General features: G+C 52.8%; 4 protein-coding genes. All 4 read right to left on the bottom strand.

The annotated features are described in order from the left end of the window. Positions 1-950 (bottom strand): FAD-binding oxidoreductase (locus VLA04_06065; GenBank protein HSI21222.1); only part of this gene is annotated, 950 nt, incomplete at its 3' end. Between the two features lie 12 nt (positions 951-962). Continuing rightward, entirely contained in the window at positions 963-1724 is a 762-nt protein-coding gene (locus tag VLA04_06060) for a fructose-bisphosphate aldolase (GenBank protein ID HSI21221.1), read from the bottom strand. Positions 1725-1735: 11 nt separating this feature from the next. After that, the gene (locus VLA04_06055) at positions 1736-2374 is read right to left on the bottom strand and encodes an aquaporin (protein HSI21220.1); all 639 of its coding nucleotides are present in this window, start codon (positions 2372-2374) and stop codon (positions 1736-1738) included. Between the two features lie 8 nt (positions 2375-2382). After that, a partial coding sequence (locus tag VLA04_06050; protein ID HSI21219.1) for a hypothetical protein occupies positions 2383-3039 on the bottom strand: 657 nt, incomplete at its 5' end.

Genomic DNA, 3039 nt, shown 5'->3' with positions numbered 1-3039 from the left:
CCCTCCAAGTGCCCAGGCTGTCTTGATTCAACTAACTCCAACAGGTTCCTATCTACGATCTCCAAAGCACTGGGACCAAGCACTAACAGCTCTTCCACGGCTTCCGCTGCTTTATCGATACTATCGAAATACCCACCAATGAGGGCTGTTTCCTTGGGGAGCAGCTCTGTCCGTAAGGTAATCTCGGTGATGATGCCAAGCGTACCCTGGGAGCCAACAAAGAGCTTTGCCAAATTGAACACCCCCCGATGCTCAACTTCCCAAATGGCATACCCCGTGGAGTTTTTAGTGACGTGGAACTTGGGGCGCGACTCATCCCGGGTATGGGTGGCAAGGAGACGTGCAAACTCGCGGTATATTTTACCTTCCAGGCTGTACCGGTGCGTCTTCCCCTCAATCTCCGCCTTGGTCATAGCTTTCACGGTAATCTCGTCGCCGTTTGCCAAAACCACCTTGAGGGATTCTACGTAATCCCGGGTATCGCCATATTTCACCGTCTTCTCACCAGAGGCATTGTTAGCCACGGCACCGCCGATAGTACAAAGTTCTAGGGAGGCTGGATACGGTGGCAGATAACGCCCACGGGCCTTGAGCACATCTTGTAGCTCTCCATACCGCACCCCTGGTTCACAGCGCACGAAATCCTCACCAATTTCTAGGATCTGGTTCATGTGCGCCCGCATGTCCAATACTATGCCGGCACCCAAGGGGCCTCCCGCCTGGTCAGACCCGGCGCCGCGTGGCACCAAGGCTGGGACTTCCTTCCCGTTTTCCGCCATCGTCCACAACAAATGTGCGACAGCTTGAATGTCTGCCGCGTCTTTTGGAGCCAAAACGGCTGCGGGGGTTATTTCGAAGATACTCCCGTCAACGGCATAGCGCTGACGGGTAGTATCATCGAGGTGAAGTTCACCCCGGACAAGAGTGGAGATGTGCTGAAAAATGTCCAAACCAGCTCCAACTTAGTAGTTACCGTTGTAGATAACGTCCTTGATAAGTGTACAAACCTTGTCAGGATCCTCAGCCTGCCACACGTTGCGGCCTACGGCGATACCGGTAATACCAGCGCGCATAATGCCCTTGCACTGCTCTGCGTATTCTTCAGGAGAAACCTGGTCGCCACCAGAAATGATGACCTTGGTGTTACCTGCAGACATGTTGACCCAGCGAAGTGCACCTTCGTTACCTGGGTTGTACACCTTGACCATGTCAGCACCAAGCTCTAGTCCAATGCGTGCAGCATAAGCGCAAAGCTCAGGAGTCTTTTCATCCTTAATTTGCTCACCACGTGGGTATACCCAAGCAATAGCTGGGATACCATTAGCGTGGGCAGCGCTTACGATGCCGGAGAATTCCTGCATCTGCTCTGCTTCGTGGCCAGCACCAATGTGGATGGTATACCCAACACCAACAGCGCCGAAGCGAATTGCTTCTTCTACGCTGCAGTTTTGCTTACCCCAAGAGTTTGGCTTGTTGAAACGGGTGTGGCCATTCAGCTTAACGATAAGCTGGATGTCGTTCTTATACTCCTGGTGGTAGCGCTCAGAAATACCGCGGCCAAAAATGACAGCGTTCAGCCCGTTGCGGATACCAATCTGGTACACGTAGTTTGGATCAATGTTTTTCTCATTGAAATCCTCTGGCCCGTGTTCCATACCCTGATCACACGCAAGCAAGATGGTCTTGCCGTTCGTGGTCAAATGCGAAATATCGATATGAGGCATTCCCTACTCCTTTAGATTTTACGATCGTCAAATAATGTTGTTGCTGCAGCCGCTGCCAAACCACCCAAGATAGGCATAAGCAGGTACGCCAGGTCTTGCGCTCCCAGGGTTGCGGCTATAGCGGGGTTCAAATACCCACCACCCGTTACCATGGCCAGCGTCAGGCCCACCGCAAGTGCCACACCAATCACAATGCCGCCCAACCCATCTTTCACCCTCCCTTGCACTACAGCGGCAATAGCAAGGACAAGAATGAAAGCACCCATAAACTCTCCGAGGCTGACGGAGCTGCTTACGAATTCTGGTGCAGAAGGTGGGATTCCCACAAGCCCGACAATGAGCCTGATGCCTAGCCAGGCACCCAGGAACTGGGCAACAAGGTAGGTCATGAATTGGGGGAAGGTGATTTTGCGCATCACGAACATCGCCACTGAAACGGCGGGGTTAAGGTGACACCCGGAGATATGCCCGATCACGTAAAACATGACAAGGACTACAGCCCCGACGGCAAAAGGTACGTACAACGGGGAATATCCCGAAACAAGGCCTAGGTGCGCCATCATAGCCGTACCCGCTACGGCAGACAGGAACATCGTGCCGATGAGTTCGGCTACAAACCAGCGGGTCAACGTAAGTGGTTCAGATTTCATACGCATGATTATGCCCTCCTGTTAGTTCGCATTGGCAGGATGAACCCAAGGGCAATAAGGAAAAGCGATAGGCCCAAGAGGAACAGAACCCGGTTATCCAAAGCGGTATTGAAGATGTCAGAAGTAATGAGTTGAAGCAGGCTGATCACGATAAGGGCGCAACCTCCCTGGACAAGGAGCTTGATGCCCGTATAGCGCCCAAACCCAACGGCTGCTGCAGAAATGATGAGCCAGGCCAAAGGCTGGTACGGAGAGACTAGGTCAAGGTAAGCAACTGCGAACAGGATAAGGAACCCTGTAGCACTAAGTGTGTTGGCAATTACTGGAACAAGGCGGCGCTCAATCCCCTTCAGCGGCGCCTGCTGGTACCAAAGGGCGAGTGCAGGAAGGAACATGGCAATGACCACACCAACCCAAACCCTATCCCTAAGGAAGAGTGGGCCTGCGACTTGGGAAACGCCAAGCATGGTGAAAATGTAATGCAAGACAGCAATGGCAAGGAGGCCTAAGCCAAGAAGGCGGGCTGTATAACTTGGCAATGAGAAGCCAACGGCAGCAATGACCACACCTAGGATAAACCAGATTAGCGTAACGGATGTAGTATCCAAGAGGAGGTACACAAAGAGCAGGAGCGCACCCAAGGTTGCCACTAAGAAGTACTTGGC

It is taken from the genome of Verrucomicrobiia bacterium (assembly GCA_035460805.1).
Lineage (GTDB): Bacteria > Patescibacteriota > UBA1384 > CAILIB01 > CAILIB01 > DATHWI01.
This window is presented reverse-complemented; position numbering and strand designations above follow the sequence as displayed.